Source organism: Pseudomonas anuradhapurensis, from assembly GCF_014269225.2.
GTDB classification, from domain to species: Bacteria; Pseudomonadota; Gammaproteobacteria; order Pseudomonadales; family Pseudomonadaceae; genus Aquipseudomonas; species Aquipseudomonas anuradhapurensis.
Genome location: NZ_CP077097.1, coordinates 4,967,287 through 4,988,920 on the forward strand (window position 1 = coordinate 4,967,287; position 21,634 = coordinate 4,988,920).

17 protein-coding genes are annotated in these 21,634 nt (G+C 62.1%); 11 read left to right on the forward strand and 6 right to left on the reverse strand.

Features of this window, described 5'->3' with window-relative positions; translation table 11 throughout:
- Positions 1-111: 111 nt before the first annotated feature.
- Complete coding sequence (locus HU763_RS22700) at positions 112-549, reverse strand: hypothetical protein (RefSeq protein ID WP_186684301.1); 438 nt, start codon at positions 547-549, stop codon at positions 112-114.
- Here HU763_RS22700 and trmL point away from each other — a divergent pair.
- Positions 548-1,009, forward strand: a complete 462-nt coding sequence (trmL, locus tag HU763_RS22705; protein WP_170033290.1) for a tRNA (uridine(34)/cytosine(34)/5-carboxymethylaminomethyluridine(34)-2'-O)-methyltransferase TrmL — start codon at positions 548-550, stop codon at positions 1,007-1,009. The two genes, HU763_RS22700 and trmL, sit on opposite strands and share 2 nt — an antisense overlap.
- A gap of 164 nt (positions 1,010-1,173) precedes the next feature.
- Here the strand turns inward: trmL and secB are convergent, their stop codons facing one another.
- The 3 genes from secB to HU763_RS22720 are packed head-to-tail and all read right to left on the reverse strand — an operon-like array spanning position 1,174 to position 2,368.
- The gene (gene secB, locus HU763_RS22710; RefSeq protein ID WP_170033292.1) at positions 1,174-1,659 is read right to left on the reverse strand and encodes a protein-export chaperone SecB; all 486 of its coding nucleotides are present in this window, start codon (positions 1,657-1,659) and stop codon (positions 1,174-1,176) included.
- A 39-nt stretch (positions 1,660-1,698) separates the two neighbouring features.
- On the reverse strand, positions 1,699-1,953 hold the full coding sequence (gene grxC / locus HU763_RS22715; protein ID WP_003249204.1) for a glutaredoxin 3: 255 nt from the start codon (positions 1,951-1,953) through the stop codon (positions 1,699-1,701).
- A 1-nt stretch (position 1,954) separates the two neighbouring features.
- Entirely contained in the window at positions 1,955-2,368 is a 414-nt protein-coding gene (locus HU763_RS22720; RefSeq protein WP_170033294.1) for a rhodanese-like domain-containing protein, read from the reverse strand.
- Positions 2,369-2,572: 204 nt separating this feature from the next.
- Between HU763_RS22720 and gpmI the strand changes: the two genes are divergently transcribed.
- The 6 genes from gpmI (at position 2,573) to HU763_RS22750 (ending at position 9,204) form a co-directional block, all read left to right on the forward strand.
- Positions 2,573-4,108: a 2,3-bisphosphoglycerate-independent phosphoglycerate mutase gene (gene gpmI / locus HU763_RS22725; RefSeq protein WP_186684298.1), complete on the forward strand. Its 1,536-nt coding sequence runs from the start codon at positions 2,573-2,575 to the stop codon at positions 4,106-4,108.
- Positions 4,109-4,248: 140 nt separating this feature from the next.
- Complete coding sequence (locus HU763_RS22730; protein ID WP_186684296.1) at positions 4,249-5,553, forward strand: murein hydrolase activator EnvC family protein; 1,305 nt, start codon at positions 4,249-4,251, stop codon at positions 5,551-5,553.
- A gap of 78 nt (positions 5,554-5,631) precedes the next feature.
- Positions 5,632-6,948 carry a S41 family peptidase gene (locus HU763_RS22735; protein WP_186684294.1) on the forward strand — a complete coding sequence of 439 codons (1,317 nt, stop codon included), beginning with the start codon at positions 5,632-5,634 and terminating at the stop codon, positions 6,946-6,948.
- Between the two features lie 8 nt (positions 6,949-6,956).
- Positions 6,957-7,724, forward strand: coding sequence for a divergent polysaccharide deacetylase family protein (locus HU763_RS22740; protein ID WP_186684292.1), 768 nt, complete (start codon positions 6,957-6,959; stop codon positions 7,722-7,724).
- A gap of 78 nt (positions 7,725-7,802) precedes the next feature.
- Positions 7,803-8,405 carry a trypsin-like peptidase domain-containing protein gene (locus HU763_RS22745; protein ID WP_186684290.1) on the forward strand — a complete coding sequence of 201 codons (603 nt, stop codon included), beginning with the start codon at positions 7,803-7,805 and terminating at the stop codon, positions 8,403-8,405.
- A 43-nt stretch (positions 8,406-8,448) separates the two neighbouring features.
- Positions 8,449-9,204: a hypothetical protein gene (locus HU763_RS22750; RefSeq protein WP_186684288.1), complete on the forward strand. Its 756-nt coding sequence runs from the start codon at positions 8,449-8,451 to the stop codon at positions 9,202-9,204.
- A 76-nt stretch (positions 9,205-9,280) separates the two neighbouring features.
- Here HU763_RS22750 and HU763_RS22755 read toward each other — a convergent pair whose 3' ends face one another.
- Together HU763_RS22755 and HU763_RS22760 are read right to left on the reverse strand one after the other, a co-directional pair.
- Positions 9,281-13,930, reverse strand: a complete 4,650-nt coding sequence (locus HU763_RS22755; RefSeq protein ID WP_186684286.1) for a hypothetical protein — start codon at positions 13,928-13,930, stop codon at positions 9,281-9,283.
- Positions 13,931-14,052: 122 nt separating this feature from the next.
- Entirely contained in the window at positions 14,053-15,999 is a 1,947-nt protein-coding gene (locus tag HU763_RS22760) for a BCCT family transporter (RefSeq protein WP_225931987.1), read from the reverse strand.
- A 531-nt stretch (positions 16,000-16,530) separates the two neighbouring features.
- Between HU763_RS22760 and betI the strand changes: the two genes are divergently transcribed.
- The 4 genes from betI to HU763_RS22780 all read left to right on the forward strand — a co-directional run bounded on the left by betI (position 16,531) and on the right by HU763_RS22780 (position 21,537).
- Entirely contained in the window at positions 16,531-17,187 is a 657-nt protein-coding gene (gene betI, locus HU763_RS22765) for a transcriptional regulator BetI (RefSeq protein ID WP_170033310.1), read from the forward strand.
- Between the two features lie 37 nt (positions 17,188-17,224).
- Positions 17,225-18,697 carry a betaine-aldehyde dehydrogenase gene (gene betB / locus HU763_RS22770; RefSeq protein ID WP_186684284.1) on the forward strand — a complete coding sequence of 491 codons (1,473 nt, stop codon included), beginning with the start codon at positions 17,225-17,227 and terminating at the stop codon, positions 18,695-18,697.
- Positions 18,698-18,774: 77 nt separating this feature from the next.
- A complete protein-coding gene (betA, locus tag HU763_RS22775; RefSeq protein WP_186684283.1) occupies positions 18,775-20,472 on the forward strand; it encodes a choline dehydrogenase in 1,698 nt (565 codons plus the stop codon).
- Positions 20,473-20,823: 351 nt separating this feature from the next.
- Positions 20,824-21,537 (forward strand): autoinducer binding domain-containing protein, encoded by a 714-nt coding sequence (locus tag HU763_RS22780; RefSeq protein WP_186684281.1) that lies wholly within the window; start codon positions 20,824-20,826, stop codon positions 21,535-21,537.
- The last annotated feature ends 97 nt before the right edge of the window (positions 21,538-21,634 follow it).

The following is a 21,634-nucleotide window of genomic DNA, read 5'->3' on the forward strand; positions in this document are numbered from 1 at the left end:
ATATCCAGTTTCGGGGGCCCTGGTACAGGCAGGCCGGGTAAACCCCTCTTTTATTCGCAGCAGCACCCGTTTTGGGGACCTCGGTACAGGCAGGCCGGGAAATCCCCTCTTTTATTCGTGCAGTTTCACCTGCACCCGCCAGCGCCCAGCGTCCTCTGCACCGGCCCATTCGCCGTGCAGGGGGCGCGCGGCGACCACCGTCAGCAGCAAGCCTTCCTTGCGCCTCTGCAGCTTCCAGCTCACCGGTTTGCCTTGCAGGCTCAATTGCCCCTGCTGGCCCTTGCCCTGAGCCTGGAACAGCAACGCCACCGTACCCTCCACATTCTCCCCGTGCAGCTGGGGCTCGGCGTTGAACCACAGCTCCAGGCCATCCTGCACCACCTGCACCTGCTGCAGTTCGCGTTCCTCGGGCGTGGTCAGGCGGCCGATCATCAGCCCGACCATCAAGCCGACGATCGCCAGCGACAGCATCACCCGCGGCAACGCCTTCGAACGCACGTCCGGTTCAGGGGTAGAATGCCCGTCATCTTCACGCTTGGAGCCGTGCATGTTTCACGTCATCCTTTTTCAACCAGAAATTCCGCCGAATACCGGCAACATCATTCGCCTGTGCGCCAACAGCGGCTGCGACCTGCACCTGATCGAGCCCATCAGCTTCGAACTGGATGACAAGCGCCTGCGACGCGCAGGGCTGGATTACCACGAGTATGCCACGCTCAAGCGCCACGAGAGCCTGGCCGGATGCCTGGAAAGCCTCGGTAACCCACGGCTGTTCGCGTTCACCACCAAGGGCTCGCGGCCGTTCCACGAAGTGGCTTACCAGCCGGGCGATGCCTTCCTGTTCGGGCCGGAGAGCCGAGGCCTGCCAGCCGAGGTGCTGGACAGCCTGCCGGGCGAACAGCGCCTGCGCCTGCCGATGCGGCCAGGCTGCCGTAGCCTGAACCTGTCCAATACCGTGGCGGTGACGGTGTACGAGGCATGGCGGCAGAACGGGTTCGCCGGGAGCTGATCTTGCGCCCGCACCGGCCTTTTCGCGGGCATGCCCGCTCCCACAGGTACAGCGCGGCACTTGAAAGCGGCGCCCTACCTGTGGGGGCGGGCGCGCCCGCGAAAAGGGCCGGCACAGGCAACAAAAAAGCGCCCCGAGAGGCGCTTTCCTGATACCGGCAGCTATTACTGCATGGTCGGCGCTTCGCCGGCTTCCTGCATGCGCTGCATTTCCTGCGCATACAGGGCGTCGAAGTTGACCGGCGACAGCATCAGGGCCGGGAACGAACCGCGGGTCACCAGGCTGTCCAGCGTCTCACGGGCATACGGGAACAGGATGTTCGGGCAGAACGCGCCCAGGGTGTGGCTCATCGAAGCCGCATCCAGGTTCTTGATCAGGAAGATACCGGCCTGCTGCACTTCAGCGATGAAGGCGACCTCTTCACCGTTTTTCACGGTAACCGACAGGGTCAGCACCACCTCGTGGAAGTCGCCTTCCAGGGCCTTCTGCTTGGTGTTCAGGTCCAGGGCTACGCTCGGCTCCCAGGACTGGCGGAAGATCTGCGGGCTTTTCGGGGCCTCGAACGACAGATCGCGCACATAGATGCGCTGCATGGAGAACTGAGGGCTGTTGTCTTCTGCAGCAGCGCCGTTGGTCTGTTGGTCAGTCATGGCAGGTCCTTATCCTAATGTTTTTGAATGCTGGGCAAATCAGGCCGCCAGCAGCGCGTCGAGCTTGCCGGCGCGCTCCAGGGCATAGAGGTCATCGCATCCACCGACATGGGTGCTGCCGATCCAGATCTGCGGCACCGATGTGCGGCCGGCCTTCTGGCTCATCTCGGCACGAACCTGTGGCTTGCCGTCGACCTTGATTTCCTCGAAGGCCACGCCCTTGCTCTCGAGCAGGTACTTGGCACGCATGCAGTAGGGGCAGTAGTCGCTGGAGTAGACGATGACGGGCTTCATATCACTTCACCAGTGGCAGGTTATCGGCTTTCCAGCTGGAAACGCCACCGCTCAGCTTGGCGGCGGTGTAGCCAGCCTTGAGCAGCTCGCTGCAGATAGCACCCGACTGCTGGCCCATTGCGTCGACGACGATCAGGGTCTTTGCCTTGTGTTTTTCCAGCTCGCTCAGACGGTTGACCACTTTGTCCTGCGGAATGTTGATCGCGCCGACGATATGACCTGCGGCGTATTCCTTGGACGGGCGGATGTCGAGGACCAGGCCCTTGTCAGCATTGACCAGAGCGGTCAGCTGGCCATTGCTCAAGCTCTGGCCGCCACGACGGATTTCATTGAGCAGCAGCAGGACCAGCAGAACAACGAAGATCGCAACCAGGATGTAGTGATCTGTCGCGAATTGAATCAGGTGAGCAACCATCAGCGGTGTTCCAGGCGATTGAAAATGCCGGCCAGTATACACAGCCCCTTAGTGCCACCAAAGCCCGACGGGCCGGCGGCAAAACCTTCTGCACCTCACCACCCCTGGGCACGCCGGTCGGCGGATGGGACGAATATTCGCCGCCCGTGGCGTATTTGCCCTAAAATGCGTGTCTTTATCATCTTTGAACAACCGTGAGTTTGATTGATGAGTACGCCCAAACCTCTGGTCCTGATCATCCTGGATGGCTTCGGCCACAGCGAAAGCCCCGAATACAATGCCATCTACGCCGCCAACACACCGGTCTATGACCGCCTGCGCGCCAGCCAGCCGCATGGCCTCATTTCCGGCTCGGGCATGGATGTCGGCCTGCCGGACGGGCAGATGGGCAACTCCGAAGTCGGCCACATGAACCTTGGCGCCGGGCGCGTCGTCTACCAGGACTTCACCCGGGTGACCAAGGCCATCCGCGACGGCGAGTTCTTCGAAAACCCAGTGCTGACCGCTGCGGTGGACAAGGCAGCCAGTGCCGGCAAGGCCGTGCACATTCTCGGCCTGCTGTCCGACGGCGGCGTGCACAGCCACCAGGACCACCTGGTAGCAATGGCCGAGCTGGCTGCGCAACGGGGCGCCGAAAAGATCTACCTTCACGCCTTCCTCGATGGCCGCGACACGCCACCACGCAGCGCGCAGTCGTCCATCGAACTGCTCGATGCCACCTTCGCCAGGCTGGGCAAGGGCCGCATCGCCAGCCTGATCGGCCGTTACTACGCGATGGACCGCGACAACCGCTGGGACCGCGTCAGCGCCGCCTACAACCTGATCGTCGACAGCGCTGCCGAGTACACCGCCGACACCGCCCTGGCAGGCCTGGAAGCGGCCTACGCCCGTGACGAGAGCGACGAGTTCGTGAAAGCCACGCGCATCGGCGCAGCGGTCAAGGTTGAAGATGGCGATGCCGTGGTGTTCATGAACTTCCGTGCCGACCGTGCCCGCGAGCTGTCGCGGGTGTTCGTCGAAGCCGACTTCAACGAATTCCCGCGCGCCCGCCTGCCCAAGCTGGCAGCCTACATCGGCCTCACCCAGTACTCGGCGAAAATCCCGGCGCCTGCCGCCTTTGCTCCGGCCAGCCTGAACAACGTGCTGGGCGAGTACCTGGCGAAAAACGGCAAGACCCAGCTGCGCATTGCCGAAACCGAGAAGTATGCGCACGTGACCTTCTTCTTCTCCGGTGGCCGCGAAGAGCCGTTCGAAGGCGAAGAGCGCATCCTGATCCCGTCGCCGAAAGTCGCCACCTACGACCTGCAGCCAGAAATGAGCGCGCCGGAGGTGACCGACCGCATCGTCGAAGCCATCGAGCAGCAACGCTATGACGTGATCGTGGTCAACTACGCCAACGGCGACATGGTTGGCCACACGGGCGTATTCGAGGCGGCAGTGAAGGCTGTCGAGGCCCTGGATGGCTGCGTCGGCCGCATCGTCGACGCGCTGGACAAGGTGGGCGGCGAAGCGCTGATCACCGCCGACCACGGCAACGTCGAGCAGATGGAAGACGAAAGCACCGGCCAGGCGCACACCGCGCACACCACCGAGCCGGTGCCGTTCATCTATGTCGGCAAGCGCAACCTGAAAGTCCGTGAAGGCGGCGTGCTGGCCGACGTGGCGCCGACCATGCTGAAGCTGCTGGGGCTGGAAAAACCGGCGGAAATGACCGGTACGTCAATCCTGGTCGACGCCTGATTCTGTGCAGGGGCCGCGTTGCGGCCCTGTTTCCACATGAATTCCAGACAAACGCCTCCCTGCATCCGCAGCGAGGCGTTTTTTTTGCACGCCCAGGCGGGCATACTAGGCCAGTCTCCATCCTTGGTACGCCAAACCCCATGCTTCGCGCCCTGATCCTCCTAGCCCTATCTTGCCTGCTCGGTCCGGCATTCGCCGATGAGCGTGCGCAGACCCAGCAACAACTGGATGCCACCCGCCAGGATATTGCCGAGCTCAAGAAGACGCTGAGCAAGCTCCAGGAAGAAAAGGCCGGTGTGCAGAAGGACCTCAAAGCCACCGAGACCGATATTGGCAACCTCGAAAAGCAGGTGGAGGCGCTGCAGCAAGAACTAAAAAAGACCGAGGGCGAGCTGGAGCGCCTTGATACCGAGAAAAAAAAACTCCAGAGCGCCCGCGTTGAACAACAGCGACTGATCGCCATCCAGGCCCGTTCGGCCTACCAGAACGGCCGCGAGGAATACCTCAAGCTGCTGCTCAACCAGCAGAATCCCGAGAAGTTCGCCCGCACCCTCACCTACTACGATTACCTGAGCAAGGCGCGCCTGGAGCAACTGCGCACCTTCAACGAGACCTTGCGCCAGCTGGCCAACGTGGAGAAGGACATTGCCACCCAGCAGGAACAGCTGCTGGCCCAGCGCGCCGACCTCGACAGCCGCCGCCAGGCCCTGGAAGCCGAGCGTGGCAAACGCCAGCAGGTACTGGCCAAGCTCAACAGTGACATGAAGGACCGCGACCAGAAGCTGCAGGCGCGCGAGCAGGACCAGGCCGACCTGGCCAAAGTGCTCAAGACCATCGAGGAAACCCTGGCACGCCAGGCCCGCGAGGCCGAAGAGGCGCGCCAGAAAGCCTTGCTGGCCCAGCAGGAGGCTGAAAAACGCCGCCAGCAAGAGGCCCTGGCTGCGGCCGCCGCCCGCGAGCAAGACAGCGAACCCGCAGAGCCACCGAAAAAGGCCCGTACCACCCTGGGCCCGATGGTTTCCAGCGACGGCGCGAGCTACGGCGGCGCATTTTCTGCCGCGCGCGGAAAACTTCCCTGGCCAGTCAATGGTCGATTACTGGCACGCTTCGGTGATGCCCGCGGCAACGATGCCCGTGCCAAGTGGGATGGGGTAATGATCAGCGCCAGCCCGGGCACCCAGGTACGTGCCGTGCACGGCGGGCGTGTCGTGTTCGCCGACTGGTTGCGCGGTGCCGGGCTTCTGGTCATTCTCGACCATGGCAACGGTTACCTGAGCCTGTATGGGCATAACCAGAGCCTGCTCAAGAGCGCCGGTGATATCGTCAAGGCCGGCGAAGCCATTTCCACCGTTGGCGACAGCGGCGGCCAGGACGCTGCCGGCTTGTATTTCGCCATTCGCCAGCAGGGCCGGCCTACCGACCCTTCGCAATGGTGCCGGGGCTAGTCAAATTTCTACGGCGTAGCCCACGAGCCACGCCGATGCTCCCCAGGGAGCGCCTACAGGATCAGGAGTTCGTTCGACATGCTGCACTCGCCTCGTCTCACCCAGCTGGCCCTGTCCATCGCCTTGGCGGTGGGCGCGCCCCTGGCTACTGCCGCAGAGCCGGCCAAGCCGGCAGCGGTACCGGCCACCGCGGTGACCGCCAAGGCCCCCCTGCCGCTCGAGGAGCTGCGTACCTTCGCCGAGGTCATGGACCGCATCAAGGCGGCCTACGTGGAGCCGGTGGACGACAAGACCCTGCTGGAAAACGCGATCAAGGGCATGCTCAGCAACCTCGACCCGCACTCGGCCTACCTCGGCCCCGAGGACTTCCAGGAGCTGCAGGAAAGCACCAGCGGCGAGTTCGGCGGGCTGGGCATCGAAGTGGGCCAGGAAGACGGCTTCATCAAGGTGGTCTCGCCCATCGATGACACCCCGGCCTCGCGTGCCGGCGTGCAGGCAGGTGACCTGATCGTCAAGATCAATGGCGCCCCGACCCGGGGCCAGACCATGACCGAGGCGGTCGACAAGATGCGCGGCAATGTCGGTGAAAAGATCACCCTGACCCTGGTGCGGGATGGCGGCACCCCCTTCGACGTAACCCTTGCCCGCGCTGTCATCCAGGTCAAGAGCGTGAAGAGCCAGCTGCTGGAGAACGACTACGGCTACATTCGCATCACCCAGTTCCAGGTCAAGACCGGCGACGAAGTGGGCAAGGCCCTGGCCAAGCTGCGCAAGGACAACGGCAAGAAGCTGCGCGGTGTGGTGCTGGACCTGCGCAACAACCCCGGTGGCGTGCTGCAGTCGGCGGTGGAAGTGGCCGACCACTTCCTGACCAAGGGCCTGATCGTCTACACCAAGGGCCGCATCGCCAACTCCGAGCTGCGCTTCTCGGCCGACCCGGCCGACGCCAGCGAAGGCGTACCATTGGTAGTGCTGATCAACGGCGGCAGCGCCTCGGCCTCGGAAATCGTCGCCGGCGCCCTGCAAGACCAGAAACGCGCGGTGCTGATGGGTACCGACAGCTTCGGCAAAGGCTCGGTGCAGACCGTGCTGCCGCTGGCCAACGACCGTGCCCTGAAGCTGACCACTGCGCTGTACTTCACCCCCAATGGCCGCTCGATCCAGGCCCAGGGCATCGTCCCCGACATCGAAGTACGCCCGGCCAAGCTCACCGCCGAAGCCGACACCGACAACTTCAAGGAAGCCGACCTGCAGGGCCACCTGGGCAACGGCAATGGCGGCGCCGACCGCCCGACCGGCAGCGGCAAGCGCAAGGAGCGCCCACAGGATGACGACTTCCAGCTGAGCCAGGCCTTGAGCCTGCTCAAGGGCCTGAATATCACCAAGGGCGAATGATCCACCCCATGCGTTATCTGCTGTGTCTGTTGTTCTGCCTGTTGGCCGGGGTCGCGCACGCGGCACCGACCGGCAAGGCCTACATGAGCATCATCATCGACGACCTGGGCCAGAACCCCGAACGCGACAGCCGCACCCTGGCCTTGCCGGGGCCGGTGACCATGGCGATCATGCCCGACACCCCACACGCCACAGACTTCGCCCGCCAGGCACACAAGGCCGGCAAGACGGTCATCCTGCACATGCCCATGGACCCGGCCAACGGGCCCTATGCCTGGCACCCCGGCGCCCCCATCGAAGAGCTGGCGCGGCGCCTGGACAGCGCGTTGCTCAAGGTGCCCTACGCCGCCGGCATCAACAACCACATGGGCAGCCGCATGACGGCCCAGCGCGAAGCCATGGCCTGGCTGATGGGCGAGCTGCAGCGGCGCCACCTGTTCTTCGTCGACAGCCGCACCAGTGCCGCTACGGTGGCCGCTGCCGAAGCACAGGCGCAGGGGCTGGCGCATGTCTCGCGGGATGTGTTTCTCGACGACGTGCGCACCACCGAGGCCATTGCCGGGCAGTTTCAACAAGGTATAGCCCTGGCACACAAACAAGGCTCGGCAGTGTTGATTGGCCACCCTTACCCGCAAACGCTCGAAGTGCTGGCACGCGAACTGCCCCGCCTGAAAAGCCAGGGAGTCATTCTGCTCAGCCTGCCGCAGATGATTGCCGAGCGCAGCAATCAAGCCATGCCAGCGCATGGCAGGCATGGCCGCTACAGCAACCGCTGAGCGGGTTCTTCACCTATGTACCGCCACCTTCCCCGATAGCGCCTGCACGCTTCGACCTCCATCCCAAGGAGGTACGACATGCAACTCCCCTCAATCCTGGCGACACTGGCCTTGGCGCTATTCGGCAATCTGGCTGGCGCCGATGACACCGCCAGCACGCTCGCCGAACCGGCAACCTTGTACAACAGTAATGGGCAAAGCGCCCAATGGACCGGTGTTGGTCGGCTGGTTTCCCAGAACAAGCATTGCATCGGCACATTGCTGGACAGCAGCGATGCCGCTACCGACCCGGCTGCACCGGCCTATGTATTGACCGCTGGCCACTGCGTTGGCGGCATCAATGGCAAGGTCCTCGTGGACCGGCCGATTAACGGCAGTATCAGCTTCAATTATTTTGTCGATACGCAAGACCAGCGTCACACCGTGCCCCTGAAGCGCACGATATGGAACAGCTTGCAAGGTGCCGACCTGGCGCTTCTGGAGCTCGATGCCAAGCTCGAGGAGCTGCGGACGCTGGGAATTACACCACTCAAACCAGGCCCATCCCCGGCTCCGGGGAGCGCAGTCCTGGTAGTCGGCGAGCCAAGTTCGATCGGCAAAGGCCTGCGCCTGTCCACCTGTACAGAGCGTTTCCAGGGCACATCCAGCGTCGGTAGCGGTGTGGCGCAATGCCAGGCGTAATGATTGCCAGGGCCTGGCTGAAGGAGCATCCGGGAGCCCGGTCGTGGACCGCAGGAGCAATCGCCTGGTCGGTATCGCCAACAGCCTGCATGACAATGAGGTCGGTGCTATTCCGGTCCAACGCCTACATGGCTGTTTCAGTGCAGGTCGTGTGGACCTTGAGCTAGAGGGTTGCCAATTACTGCCGGGCTTTCAGCTCGAGCCGCAGGGCAACAGCTTCAGGAAGCTGACCAAAGCCCGAAGCCAGGCTGATGGTTCCCTTGAGCCTGCACGCTGGGGCTTCCAGTTCCTGATCGATACACCACGCTACCGCTACAAAACCAGCACCGACGCACTTGCCTGCGAAGATCCGGTTGGCTACAGCGGCACCCTTACTTCAAGCGAAGCCATGATCAACGACCCGATCGGCCCCGAGCCCGGTGTTCACTACCTGTGCCTGATCGGCGTACAGGCGCCAGAGCAATTACCTTCTCGTGCGCTCATGGCCAATAGCCTGAGCATCAAAGTGGAACTGCTACCACCTGGCAAACCCCTGGCTCAGGTGATGATCGGACACTTGCCTGACGGTGGCGCCCGGATCAGTTGGTTGCGTGATCCTGATGTCGTGTTCTACCGGGTAAAGCGTGGCACACCAGAAACGACAGACTGCCACGATCCGTCAGGCTATCGCCTATTGCGCGCACTAAGCCGTGATATCCCGGGTTCGGCCTTGCCCTTGAAGCTATGCAGCGTCGCCATCGATGTGATTGGGCAGAGTTCTGAATTCCGTACTGACCTGATTCAGGCTGCGGCACCGTAGCAGGCCGACGCGCCTGCCGTACCCAGGCATGATTGTCAGGTACGGCAGGCGGGCTCCCGTCTTGTTACTGGGCCGGTCAGAACGGAATGATGCCCCGGGCTTGCTCCAGCGTCAGCTTGCCACGGTGGAGCCGTTGCCCTGCGCTTGCAGCGAGGCGGCTGCTCATGCGACGTTGGCTCCAGGTCTTGAGGTGGCCGGTAACGAAATCCTCGGCGAAGTCGTCAGGCGAGCGGAAATGGAAATGCGCAGCCCACAGATTTCGCTTGCTTGGCAGGCGCAGCACCCGATACTCGTCAAACGCACTACCATCCTGCATGGTTCGCCGCTCGTTGTATTCGACCGCGATCAGCTTCTTTTCGTGCAGGAAACGCAAGGCTTCAGCGGAGGGATAATTGGTGTCGGTATAAAGGGTGGTCAGCTGGAGCTCTTTCTCCGCAGCCAAAGCATCCGACTCTCGCTCCAGGGTCCTGAGCAGCGTGTCGTTGCCGCCCGCATCACGCAGGGTGCTCGCCGCCTGATCCAGTTTGCCCAGCTGCTGGTCGAACAACCCAGCGAGCAAGGTACCCTTGATATCGTTGTCGACATACGACTTGGCCTTTACCCGCAACGCATTGTTCTCGTCCAGCAGTGACTGCACCCACATGGCCAGATCACTTGGGGGCGCTTCGTCAGCCGCCGAAGGCTGCTCAGCCTCACGCTCGCGCCACTCGCCATCTACCAGTTCGAACGTGGCCAGCACGGTATCACTGACCGCCTCACGCACCTCGAGCAGGCGCTGCCCTTGCAGCTCGATCTCGGTTCCGATCATTAGCTGGCCCTGGGCATTACGCGCTATCCGCTGCGTCGCGCTGGACGCCTTGTAGGGCGAACGCCTGGCTGGCACCTCGGGGTCATCCTGCTCTCGAGCCGCCTCGACCAGACGCCTGCCCGCATCCAGTTTGAGCTTGCCGAGATGTTCGCGGTACCGATCGATCATCGTCGGCTCGATCAACACTCCGCCTTCCTTGCGAATGCGATCGCTGTTGAGCAGCGCAGCACTGTACTCATCCCAGGCTTCCTGCAGGATGACAATCCTGTCCTGCGCCGACAAGTTGGCAAAGTCCAGCTCACCATGAGCTTCAGCGGCATTGCGCAGACTCAGGCTAGCCAGCTCGTCCCGGTAGCCGGCGAGCACGTTTTGCCCAGCCGCCCTGTCAAGATGCAATGCCAGGTCAGCCAGGTTCATTATCTGGTGGAAACGCAGCTGAACCGTGGAGAAGTTGCGTCGGGCAATCAGTTGCGCAACGGTACGCACAGGCTCACCCGCGATACCGCTAATCGTGAAATCGTCTGCAGCATCAACCAACAACTGATCGAGACCCTCGAAGCCTACGAGTATGCGCTCCTGCAGGTCGACAACCTTTTCCAGCCTGAGGCGGAACGTCTGATACAGCTCAGCGACCTCGCCGATTGGCCGCCCATTCAAGGCCTTTTGCATTTCGACCAGTTTGGGGTACTCCACCAGATCCCAAAGCTCATCGATAATGAATTCGTTATTGCGGATAAGGCTCTCCCGGGTAGATTTCTCGTATTGCGGAAGCACATCATCCCAGGCGTGCCTCTGCCGCTCGCTGGCATATTTGGGTTCTTTGATGGTCTTCAGCAGCGGGAGTATTTCCTTTTCAACGTGGACGGTGGCCTCCAACTGCTGTATCAACTGGTCCCTTTGCCGGGCGAAGGTCACCTCCAGATCAGTTATGCGTTCATCGAAGCGCTGCAGCAACGCTTGCAAACTGGCAGCTTCGTCCCCCTCCGGCAACGAAGATAGAGTTGCGGCTGTCTCGGCTCTGCGCACCTTCAAGGCTTCGAGCCTGTTCTTCGACTCCAGCGAGTTCGCGACCATACTGCCGTATTGCTCTCTCTTCTGGTTAGCCTGTTCACCTAGCTGGTTGATTGTTTTATGCAACTCAAGGAACTGCTTTGCCAGCCGATCGCGGACGGAGTTTCGTGGCATGCCAGCGGCCAGACGAAGTGTCGCGTCTACCCGCCAGACGTCATCGATAAAGCTCAGCCAGGGCCCTGGGGCTCCTTTGGAGTCGACCACCCGTACACCATCAGGAAATTGCTCTACACGGTAGACGTCACCGGCCAACGCTACGTAATAGTTGTCATCGATGCGGTACGAGCCCACCATGTCGCCGTCAATCAAGGGTTTCACGCCATTGAGCGAGACATTGGAACGCATAGCCAGCAGTGCTTGCCGCTGTGCTTGCGGCAACCAGTTGAAGCCACTCTGGCCGCGCCAGGTAAAATCAAGCCTGCTGCCGGGCAGCGCTTCGCCCACAACCACCGCCTTCTCCACTGGCGCGACGGAAACCTCGGCAAAAGCCCCGCGCTGCGGTTCAGGCCCTTCGATGACTGCCGCGCCGGGCATTTCATGGCTGGAAACTGCCGGTAACGGTTGCCTGGCATGCAACAACACCATGCACAAATTCAGCATCAGGTCGGCAACGGCAGCCGCACGGTCAAACGCATCGCCGCGCTCAAGCGCATCAAGGTCGTGTGGCAAGGAAACCAGCAGTTGCACCAGCCAGGCCACGGATGCCACCGGCCCACGCAGCACCAAGGTCACGACATCGAACAATAGCCATGCGCCCTCGCACAGGGTCTGCCAGCGGCTCTCGGCATTGGATACGGACTGCTCTTCGGCGATACTTACCAGCAGATCGCGGTTCGCCACATACAGCTTCTCGTCGATGTTGTTACGCCAATAGGTGATGGCCAGCTGGGCTGGTGCCGGGCGTGTGAGATTGACGTAGGGGTCGATGCCGATGACATTGATATGGGGTTCGCTGAAACCACCATGGTCATATACCGCTCTGACACTCGGGTCCATCCAGTCGAGAATGCTGTCCTGCAGGATCGCCGAGTCGTGCACATGTTCGAGCAAGGCCGACAGGCTGCCATATTCACGAAGTGTGTCCTGAGTGAACAAAGGGCGGTAAAGCAGTACCAGCGAGGGCTCTACGCAGTAGAGGATGTACATGCAGCGGACTTCATCCGTTTTCGAAGATGTTGCGCTGCGCTTGAACGCCAACGGAATCAACGTCATCCGCGGCGTGGTCGGGTCGACGTGACCGGCACAGAAGTCGACCACGCATTGCAGCCCAGGCTCTGTGACCTTTCCGTCAAGCTTGGCAGTGATCGCACTGGCGAGCAGAGCGGCACGCCACTCCCCACCCAACCGCCTGACCCGGTCCGCGCGAGTGACCGGATCGTCCAGCTGCGCAGCGACATAGGCTGGATAATGGCTTCCGATATCCACCCTGGTGATCAATGCCTTGGCCGACTCGGCATTCAGCCATGCCGGCACGTCCCCGCCGCTGCGCAGGTAAACCCGCTTGATGCTCGCCCCCTTGAGGGAGGCGAGGTTACCGATGGCGAACTCGGTGAGCGTCTTGCTGCCAGCGAAAGCTAGCGGCTCGCCACCGCCAGCACCTGTTGCCGCCCCTCCCGGCACCCCGCGGGCGAGGTAAAGGTCGAACATCAGCTCGTCCGGTGAGCTGTCAGCCGCGTGGTCCTCGCGGATTTGTGCAATCAGCCGCTGGCGAGTGTAATCGGTCAACGACTGAATGCCATCCAATGCCGCGATGCCGCCTGATTCCAGTTGATAAAGTGCAAGCTGCAGCAACGCGGCACTACACGCAAAGCTGTCCTGTGCGTGGCTGGCCCGCAAACCCGGAGGCGGTGGTACTGCCGGAGTTTCGTCCTGGTAGGCCTCGAACCAGGGCGAAGGATCGCTCAGCTGGGCGAAACGCTGCTCAAGGACCGAAACATCGTTGATGCCGCGATAGCGGGCTTGCTCGACTCTCTGAAGCAGCGTCTCGAGCAAGAGCGAGACCTGCTGGGCGAAAACATTGCCTTGGGCTGGATGACGTTTCCAACTCATTTGTTCGAAGACATAGGCTTGCGCCAGTTCGTCACGCAACGCAAGGCCAAACGCAGTCAACGAATCGAAGCTGCGCACCGCGCCCGAAGGCGCGCACCACAGGACAACCTCGCGCTCGTCCCACTCGCCACAAATCAGCATCTGGCATTGCATCTGAGCATACTGCAGTGAGGCACTGGTCAGATGCGTCTGGACGAAGTACACCGGGGGCTGGTCGTCACCGCCGTGAAGCAGGCCACGGATACACGCCTGCTCCTGGGGAGCCAGGCCTTGCCAGGGCAGGCCGCGCAACAGAGCGGTCTTGAGCAGCAACTGCAACCAGCTGTCGCGACTGACACCTGCATTGCCCTTGGCTCGCCAATATTCGAGCTGAGCCTCACAGAAGTGCTGCGGAAGCTGCTCCACCAGTTGATCGAGTGCAGGTGACAAGCCTGACAACTGGCGAGTATCGAACTCACTCGTCGAACCGGCAAAACGATAGGTGCTGGTCAGACCGAGGTTGTAATGACGACCATCACCCAGGGGCTCGAGGCTCAGCGGCTGCGAATCGAGCAAAGCCTGCAGTACCCGGTCCACCAGGGGTTGGGTAGTCCAATAGGTCGTGTCGGGGTCCGGGCTGTCCAGCATCAGCGGGTCAGCCGTTGTCAGGGCGGGGGTGACATGGGCCAACCATGGCAGCTCTTCCAACAACAAGCGCAGTAACTGCTCACTGGCAACCTGGCGCAGCGTCGGTCGATCATCAAACTGTCTGGCAACGGCCTGCCTGAAATCGAAGACAGGAACCTGGGAACTGGTCATGCTGGGTACCTCCGCTTTGGAAAGCGGTAGGCTGCGGCAGTCAGATCCGACATCTGCACTACATATTGCTCAAAAAAAAGGCCTTGCTCTGTCGGGCAAGGCCTTTTCTGCAATGGCCAGCGTCAGCTGTAGACACGCCCCAGCAACTGCCGGTGGCTTTCGAACTGGTCCAGCACGTCACGCACGATCTGTTCCGGCGCAAAGCCCATCAGGTCGTACTCCTGGCTGCCATCGTGCAGGTACACCTCGGCTCGATAGAAGCGCTGACGGACTTCCGGCTCGCCTTCCACCGGCGCTTCGCTCGGCGCCGCCAGGTAGCCGTCCAGGCTCACTTCGTAGACGAACGGGTTGCCCTCTTCCATCATCACCCGCAGGCCCATCATGTTGCGCGACTGGCCAACACGGGTTTCCACCTCGAAGCCCAGGGTCTGCAACTGCGCGGCGGCTTCTTTCAGCGCCGGGCTGACATGCCGGTCCATGAACCGCTGCACCACGGCCTGGGTCGGCTGCAGTTCCAGCTGGGTCAGGCGCTCGCTGAAGCCGCGGCGGCCACGGGCAGCCAGCTCGGCACGCTCCTGCTCGACCACCACGTCCTGCTTCATGGCCTTGTACAGGCCGAACATGAACAGCACCAGCACCACCGAGAACGGCAGGCCCGCCAGTACCACCATGGTCTGCATGGCCTCGAAATTGCCGGCGAACAGCAGGCCGATGGTGACCAGGGTGATGACCACCGACCAGAACACCACCATCCAGTGCGGGGCGTCTTCGTCCACCTTGCCGCCCTTGCAGGACAGGTTGGCCATCATCACCGCGCCGGAGTCGGCCGGGGTGAGGAACAGGACGAAGCCGACGAACACCGCTACACCGATCACGATCTTGGCAGCCGGGAAGTATTCCAGCAGTTGGTAGATCGACATCGACGGCTGTTCCAGCGCTGTCTTGCCCAGTTCCACCGCGCCCTGGTTGATTACCAGGTCCAGCGCCGTGTTGCCGAAGATCGACAGCCAGGCCAGGGTGAAGCCCAGCGGGATCAGCAGTACGCCCATCACCAGCTGGCGCACGGTGCGGCCCTTGGAAATACGGGCGATGAACATCCCTACGAACGGGCCCCAGGAGATCCACCAGGCCCAGTAGAACACGGTCCACAGGCCCAGCCAGCGCTCGGACTTGTCGCCCGAGCCTTCGTACACATAGAGGTCGAAGGTCTTCAGCACGATACCGTTGAGGTAGTCGCCAATGTTCTGCACGAAGCCGTTGAGCAGGTACAGGGTTTCACCACCCAGCAGCACGAAGATCAACAGGCCGCTGAACAGCATGATGTTCAGGTTGGACAGGCGGCGAATGCCGTTTTCCACACCCGAGACCGCAGCCACGGTGGCGACGCCAGCCATCACCAGGATCACCACCAGCAGGTTGGTCTTGCTGTGGTCCATGCCGAACAGGTATTCCAGGCCCGAGGCCACCTGCATCGCGCCGATGCCGAGGTTGGTCACCAGGCCCAGCAGGGTCACGAACATGCCGAAGATGTCCACGGCGTTGCCGGCGGCACCCTTGACCCAACGCTCGCCCACCAGCGGGTACAGCGCCGAACGCAGGGCCAGCGGCTGGTTGTGACGGTAGGCGAAGTAACCCACGGCCAGGCCGACCAGGGCGTAGATTGCCCAGCCATGCAGCCCCCAGTGCAGGAAGGTCAGCTGCAAGCCCTGGCGCGCGGCCTCGAGGCTGGCCGAGGTACCTTCCGGCGGGTTGAAGTAGTGGTCCAACGGCTCGGAGGCGCCAAAGTACAGCAGTGAAATGCCGATACCGGAGGAGAACAGCATGCCGGCCCAGGCGCCGTAGCTGAAGTCGGGCTCGTCGTCCTTGCCGCCAAGCTTGAGCTTGCCGTAGTCGGAGAAGGCCAGGTAGACGACGAACAGCAGGTAGCCACAGATCACCAGCATGTAGTACCAGCCAAAGGTGCGCGTCAGCCACTTCTGGGCCACGCCAAGCACCTGGCCGGCGGTTTCGGGTACAGCGATAAGCAAGGCAGTCAGAACAAGGATCATCAGCGCGGAGGTGAAGAACACCACGCGGTTGACCCGGACCCTCTCGGCGGGGGGTTTGGTAAGTGAGGCAGAACTCATTGCACGAATGCTCCGGGCAGTGCGGCTATGGAGGCTAATCAGTGTTCCCGAGCAATTGGTGGAATATCCCCACTGCGTCAGGTGTTATAAAAGGCACCCTGGAAACCGTGATCCCGAATCGATACGTTGCAAAAAATCAGACAGATGGCCTGTCGCCACTGCCACACCTCGGTCGAGGTGTGCGCATTAGCCACAGCCCACCCCGCCCGCTCCAAGGGCCTGCCGCAGGCTCGACGAGCGCACGGCAGAATCTGCATTCGCATCGCTCATGCCCGTCAACGCCTTGTATTCCGGGGGTTACGCGATTTCCTGGGGTGTCAATCCGTGCTTCTTAGACCGCCTGAAAAACTGTCAATGGCACAAATTGTCGCAGAGCTTATTCTTTATTGATTGAACGTTCAATCAAAACAAAATAGACTGGCCTTCGCCGAGTCAGCGCCTGTCGCCTGCTCGCAGGCCTGAGGAGATAGCAAGATGCCCAAGGTCGGTATGCAACCCATCCGCCGCCAGCAGTTGATCGAAGCCACGTTGCAGGCGGTCGATCAGGTCGGACTGGGAGATGCCAGCATTGCGCTGATTGCCCGTTTGGCCGGTGTGTCGAACGGCATCATCAGTCACTACTTTCGGGACAAGAACGGCCTGATCGCAGCGACGATGGGATACATCATGAACATGCTCAACGAAGGTGTTCGAGCACGTCGCCAGGCCCTGACGGACGACAGCCCGCGCGCCCACCTGAAAGTGATCATCGAGGGCAACTTCGATGCCAGCCAGGTGAACGGCCCGGCAATGAAAACCTGGTTGGCTTTCTGGGCTTCCAGCATGCACCAGCCCGATTTGCACAGGTTGCAGCGGATCAACGACCACCGCTTGTATTCCAACCTGTGCTGCCAGTTCCGCCGCGCCCTGCCGCTCTACCATGCGCGCAAGGCAGCCCGCGGCCTGGCGGCGTTGATCGACGGCTTGTGGCTGCGTGGTGCCCTGTCGGGTGATGCATTCGACACCGACCAGGCGATACGGATTGCTTACGAATACATGGAACTACAACTGGCTAAACAGCACACCCTGGACACCAACAACCAGGCTGCTGATCAAGCACGCACGGCACTTGTCGACCCGGCAGGAGCGTGACGCGCAGCCAACCACACACTGCACTTGCGAGGACACTATGGCCCGTTTCGGAACGCAAAAACTCTACATTGATGGCGCTTACGTCGACGCTGGCAGCGATGCCACTTTCGAAGCCATCAACCCGGCCACCGGCGAAGTCCTCGCCCACGTGCAACGTGCCACCCAGGCCGACGTCGAGAAGGCCGTCGAAAGCGCCGAGCGCGGCCAGAAAGTCTGGGCCGCGATGACCGCCATGCAGCGTTCGCGCATCCTGCGCCGCGCCGTCGACATCCTGCGCGAGCGCAACGACGAACTGGCCATGCTGGAAACCCTGGACACCGGCAAGTCGTACTCGGAAACCCGCTACGTCGACATCGTCACCGGCGCCGACGTGCTGGAATACTACGCCGGCCTGGTACCGGCCATCGAAGGCGAGCAGATCCCGCTGCGTGAGTCGTCCTTCGTCTACACCCGCCGCGAACCGCTGGGCGTGACCGTCGGTATCGGCGCCTGGAACTACCCGATCCAGATCGCCCTGTGGAAATCCGCCCCGGCCCTGGCCGCTGGCAACGCGATGATCTTCAAGCCGTCGGAAGTGACCTCGCTGACCACCCTCAAACTGGCCGAGATCTACACCGAAGCCGGCCTGCCGAACGGCGTGTTCAACGTGCTCACCGGCAGCGGCCGCGAAGTCGGCACCTGGCTGACCGAGCACCCGCGCATCGAGAAAGTCTCCTTCACCGGCGGTACCACCACCGGCAAGAAGGTCATGGCCAGCGCCTCGAGCTCGTCGCTCAAGGAAGTCACCATGGAACTGGGCGGCAAGTCGCCGCTGATCATCTGCGCCGACGCCGACCTGGACAAGGCCGCCGACATCGCCATGATGGCCAACTTCTACAGCTCGGGTCAGGTCTGCACCAACGGCACCCGCGTGTTCATCCCGGCGGCAATGAAGGCGGCTTTCGAAGCCAAGATCGTCGAGCGCGTTGCACGCATTCGCGCTGGCAACCCGGAAGACGAGAACACCAACTTCGGCCCGCTGGTCAGCTTCCAGCACATGGAAAGCGTGCTCGGCTACATCGCCAAGGGCAAGGAAGAAGGCGCCCGCGTACTGTGCGGCGGTGAGCGCATGACCGAAGGTGCTTTCGCCAAGGGTGCCTTCGTCGCCCCGACCGTGTTCACCGATTGCACCGACGACATGACCATCGTCAAGGAAGAGATCTTCGGCCCGGTGATGAGCATCCTCACCTACGAAACCGAAGAAGAAGTCATCCGCCGTGCCAACGACACCGAGTACGGCCTGGCCGCCGGTGTGTGCACCAACGACATCAGCCGCGCCCACCGCATCATCCACAAGCTGGAAGCCGGTATCTGCTGGATCAACGCCTGGGGCGAATCGCCAGCCGAAATGCCGGTGGGTGGCTACAAGCAGTCGGGCGTCGGCCGTGAGAACGGCATCAGCTCGCTGGCCCAATACACTCGCATCAAGTCGGTCCAGGTCGAGCTGGGCGGCTACAACTCGGTTTTCTAAACCCTGTATAGCCACGCCCGTGCCGCTGCGCACGGGCGTTTCCGCTCCCTGATCACCGCCAACATGAGGGTACTTTCATGTCCAAAGAATACGATTACATCATCGTCGGTGCCGGCTCGGCCGGTAACACCCTGGCGACCCGCCTGACCGAAGACGCCGGCGTCACTGTGCTGCTACTGGAAGCCGGTGGCCCCGACTACCGTTTCGACTTCCGTACCCAGATGCCAGCCGCCCTGGCCTTCCCGCTGCAGGGCCGCCGCTACAACTGGGCCTATGAGACCGACCCGGAGCCGCACATGGACGGCCGCCGCATGGAGTGTGGCCGTGGCAAGGGCCTGGGTGGCTCGTCGCTGATCAACGGCATGTGCTACATCCGCGGCAACGCCATGGACTTCGACGGCTGGGCAGAACTGCCAGGCCTGGAAGACTGGACCTACCTGGACTGCCTGCCGTACTTCCGCAAGGCCGAAACCCGTGACATCGGCCCGAACGACTACCACGGCGGCGACGGCCCGGTCAGCGTGACCACGCCGAAAGCCGGTAACAACCCGCTGTTCCACGCCATGGTCGAAGCTGGCGTACAGGCCGGTTACCCACGCACCGAAGACCTCAACGGCTACCAGCAGGAAGGCTTCGGTCCGATGGACCGCACCGTGACCAAGAACGGTCGCCGCTCCAGCACTGCCCGTGGCTACCTGGACCAGGCCAAGAAGCGCCCGAACCTGACCATCGTCACCCACGCCCTGACCGACCGCGTACTGTTCGACGGCAAGCGCGCCATCGGCGTGACCTACCTGGTCGGCGACAGCGAAGAGCGCGTCGAAGCCCGCGCCCGCAAGGAAGTGATCGTCAGCTCCGGTGCCATCGCCTCGCCGCAACTGCTGCAGCGTTCCGGCGTCGGCCCGCGCGCCCTGCTGGAAAGCCTCGACATCCCGGTGGTGCACGACCTGCCGGGCGTCGGCGAAAACCTGCAGGACCACCTGGAACTGTACCTGCAGTACGCCTGCACCCAGCCGGTGTCGCTGTACCCGTCGCTGCTGTGGTGGAACCAGCCGGCGATCGGTGCCGAGTGGATGTTCAACGGTACTGGCATCGGCGCCAGCAACCAGTTCGAGGCCGGTGGTTTCATCCGTACCCGCCCTGAATTCAAATGGCCGAACATCCAGTACCACTTCCTGCCGGTGGCCATCAACTACAACGGCTCCAACGGCGTGCAGGAACATGGCTTCCAGGCGCACATGGGTTCGATGCGTTCGCCAAGCCGCGGCCGTATCCGCCTCAAGTCGAAGGACCCGCGCCAGCACCCAAGCATCCTGTTCAACTACATGGCGACCGAACAGGACTGGCAGGAATTCCGTGACGGCATCCGCCTGACCCGCGAAATCATGGCCCAACCGGCGCTGGACCCGTACCGTGGCCGCGAAATCAGCCCGGGCGCGCACGTGCAGACCGACGAGGAACTGGACAAGTTCATCCGTGAGCACGCCGAAACCGCCTTCCATCCGTCCTGCTCGTGCAAGATGGGCACCGACGACATGGCGGTGGTCGACGGCGAAGGCCGCGTGCACGGCATGCAGGGCCTGCGTGTGGTCGACGCGTCGATCATGCCGATCATCATCACCGGCAACCTCAACGCCACCACGATCATGATTGCCGAGAAGATCTCGGACAAGATCCGTGGTCGCAAGCCACTGCCGCGCAGCACCGCCAAGTACTATGTGGCCAATGGTGCACCGGTGAAGGGCAAGCCGCTGCGTGAGGTCAAGCAGGGCTGATCCTAGACCTGGGTGAGACAGGCCAGCTCAAGGCCTGCCTCACCCACTGCCGCAATGGCTATGCACCCCCTCCGTAGTTTCCTTCATGCCCCGCTGTCGCAGCATGCTCACCATGGCATGGCGACAACCCCGCCTGTTTCCCTTCTCGAACGTCTACCCTGCATGCCGGTGTGCATTCGAGCGCTCGTTTCTGCTGCGCTGCTCGTCACCAGTCTCCCCGAGAATCCCGCCGTTTATGAAATATCCGTCATGAATTTGGCATTTCTGCCATGAGGTGCCATATTTTTGCGCTGGCCAGGAGGCCAGGTAAGCCGAACAGGCTTTTCCACACCAGAGGCCACGAGAACAAACATGGACGGTTGGCAAATCGAGCTTCTTCATGCACTGGAACGTGTCAGCGACGAAAACGCTATCTTCGCGTTGATCATGGAGGCCAGCCTTGCGCTGGATTTCAACTACTGCGCCTATGGTTTGCAGGTGCCTTACCCTATCTCCAGCCCCAAGGCGATCATGCTGAACAACTACCCTGCCGCCTGGCAGGAGCGCTACAGCAAGGCCAGGTATCTGGAAAAAGACCCCACCATCGCCCTCGGGCGGCAGTCGGAGCGGCCCATCATCTGGAGCGACCAGCTTTACGCTCAAGCACCCGACCTGTGGGAGGAAGCCCGTGGGCATGGGCTGCGCAAAGGCCTGTCGCAGTCAATACTCAACACCGGCGGTAGCTGTGCGATGCTCACCATAGCACGCAGCGACACACCTATCAGCGAACGCGAGTTACACCAGAACGGCGACAAACTGCGCTGGCTGGCCAGCACCGCCCACGTCTCGCTTAGCTCAATTCTCAACCGCCGGCACCGGAATGCCGAAGCCCCGGAGCTCACCGAGCGCGAGCGTGAGGTACTCATGTGGACTGCTGATGGCAAATCGGCCAGTGAAATTGCCGACCTGCTCACGGTCTCCAAGAACACCGTCGACTTCCATATCAAGAATGCGGTGCGCAAGCTCAAAACGGCCAACAAGACCGCTGCTGTGGTTCGCGCGGCCATGCTTGGGCTGCTGTTCTGACGCCGTGAGCAATTCGGCAACATGACAGCCAAATGACGGCCGCCCTACCCATTTTGGTAGGTTACACATTCAGTAACTGTTGTATCTAATAGCTCCG

Coding starts and splice junctions, on each gene's coding strand:
- HU763_RS22745 (WP_186684290.1), top strand. CDS start 7,803: ATGCAACTCCCCTCAATCCTGGCGACACTGGCCTTGGCGCTATTCGGC.
- trmL (WP_170033290.1), top strand. CDS start 548: ATGTTTCACGTCATCCTTTTTCAACCAGAAATTCCGCCGAATACCGGC.
- HU763_RS22755 (WP_186684286.1), bottom strand. CDS start 13,930: ATGACCAGTTCCCAGGTTCCTGTCTTCGATTTCAGGCAGGCCGTTGCC.
- secB (WP_170033292.1), bottom strand. CDS start 1,659: ATGACTGACCAACAGACCAACGGCGCTGCTGCAGAAGACAACAGCCCT.
- betI (WP_170033310.1), top strand. CDS start 16,531: ATGCCCAAGGTCGGTATGCAACCCATCCGCCGCCAGCAGTTGATCGAA.
- HU763_RS22700 (WP_186684301.1), bottom strand. CDS start 549: ATGCACGGCTCCAAGCGTGAAGATGACGGGCATTCTACCCCTGAACCG.
- HU763_RS22720 (WP_170033294.1), bottom strand. CDS start 2,368: ATGGTTGCTCACCTGATTCAATTCGCGACAGATCACTACATCCTGGTT.
- betB (WP_186684284.1), top strand. CDS start 17,225: ATGGCCCGTTTCGGAACGCAAAAACTCTACATTGATGGCGCTTACGTC.
- HU763_RS22730 (WP_186684296.1), top strand. CDS start 4,249: ATGCTTCGCGCCCTGATCCTCCTAGCCCTATCTTGCCTGCTCGGTCCG.
- betA (WP_186684283.1), top strand. CDS start 18,775: ATGTCCAAAGAATACGATTACATCATCGTCGGTGCCGGCTCGGCCGGT.
- HU763_RS22735 (WP_186684294.1), top strand. CDS start 5,632: ATGCTGCACTCGCCTCGTCTCACCCAGCTGGCCCTGTCCATCGCCTTG.
- HU763_RS22780 (WP_186684281.1), top strand. CDS start 20,824: ATGGACGGTTGGCAAATCGAGCTTCTTCATGCACTGGAACGTGTCAGC.
- HU763_RS22740 (WP_186684292.1), top strand. CDS start 6,957: ATGCGTTATCTGCTGTGTCTGTTGTTCTGCCTGTTGGCCGGGGTCGCG.
- grxC (WP_003249204.1), bottom strand. CDS start 1,953: ATGAAGCCCGTCATCGTCTACTCCAGCGACTACTGCCCCTACTGCATG.